Here is a 1,351-nt window from a genome sequence, read left to right as displayed (position 1 = left end):
GAGGAGTGAACCGTCCTGGTCCGGTCGGAGACCTGGATTAGGCCACCTCGGGTATCGAGGCGACGTTCTGACGGTAGCGCTCCTCATGCTGGATCGGCGAGGTGTAGCCGATCGACGAGTGCAGACGCTCGGTGTTGTACCAGTGCACCCAGGCCGCGGTCTCACGCTCCACCTCGGCCCGCCCGGTCCAGAACAGTGATCGTTCGACGTCGATCAGCTCGGTCTTGTACAAACCGATCGTCGACTCCATCAGCGCATTGTCGAGCGCGTCGCCCACCGAGCCGATCGACCCGGTGATCCCGGCCTCGCGGAGCTCCTTGGAGAACGCGATCGACGTATATTGACTACCGGCATCGCTGTGATGGACCAAACCTGTTGGGGTGAAGGTGAATTCACCTCTCCGTCGGGTGAAGAGGGCTTGCTCTACGACGCTGGTCACCAACGGCGTGTGCTTGCTCGACATGACCCGCCATCCGAGGATCCGGCGGGAGAACACGTCGACGAGGAACGCGACGTAGACGAAGCCGGCGAGGGTCCACACGTAGGTGAAGTCGGCCACCCACAACTGATCCGGTGCAGTCGGCCGGTTCCATTGTCGCTCAACATGATCGGGGAACCTCGGTGCCCGATCATCGCGTGTGGTGGTGACGGTGCGATGCGCTCCGCGAACGGCGCCGGAAATCCCGCACAGGGCCATCAGCCGGGCCACTTGATCGCGGCCCATCGCGTGACCGGCGTGCCACATCGCGTGCCAGAGCTTCCGGACCCCGTAGACGCGGCGGTTCCGCTCGTAGACCTCGAACACCGTGTGCGCGGCGTAGGCCTCGGCCAGGACGGCCTCGGAGACGACCCCGGCCTTCTTGCGTGCGTAGTAGGTTGACGGGGCGATCGCCATGCCGTGCTCGGTGAGCACGCGGCAGATCGGGTCGACCCCGAACCGTTCCCGGTGAGCGTCGATATAGTCGACGCTCACCGCAGTCGGCGGTCGACCTCCGCCGCTGCGAAAAACGCTGACGCAGTCTTCAAAATCTCGTTGGCCCTTCGCAATTCAGCATTCTCCTTCCGGAGGGCCTTCAGCTCAGCCGAGACCGACGAGCCCGATTCTGCATCGCCCGACGCCCCTGCTGCTTCGCCGGCGTCTATCCAGTTACGGAGAGTGGCGGGGTTGATGTCCAGGAGCGCGCCGACGTGCCGGCGGGCGCCAAGCTTGGACTCGCCGTCGTTCTCCTTCAACCGGTCGTGATACATCCGGACGGCCCGCTCGCGGGTCTCCTGGTCGAACTTGCGTGGTGCTGCCATGATCGCATTCTCCTGGTGCGTTCACGGTCTCCACCAGACCCAGGACGGTTCA

At 64.5% G+C, this 1,351-nt stretch carries 1 protein-coding gene and 1 other annotated feature; the gene reads right to left on the bottom strand.

The genetic code is table 11. The features are described from left to right. Positions 1 to 37: 37 nt before the first annotated feature. Positions 38 to 1,299 (bottom strand): IS3 family transposase gene (locus GSI01S_RS19380; protein WP_085950769.1). Its coding sequence is split into 2 segments (ribosomal slippage): positions 38 to 1,002 and positions 1,002 to 1,299, totalling 1,263 coding nucleotides; the frame shifts between segments, so codons are not numbered across the junction. Further along, positions 881 to 1,012: a sequence feature (AL1L pseudoknot), on the bottom strand. (Overlaps the previous gene by 132 nt.) Positions 1,300 to 1,351: the final 52 nt, after the last annotated feature.

It is taken from the genome of Gordonia sihwensis NBRC 108236, assembly GCF_000333035.1.
Lineage (GTDB): Bacteria > Actinomycetota > Actinomycetes > Mycobacteriales > Mycobacteriaceae > Gordonia > Gordonia sihwensis.
This window is presented reverse-complemented; position numbering and strand designations above follow the sequence as displayed.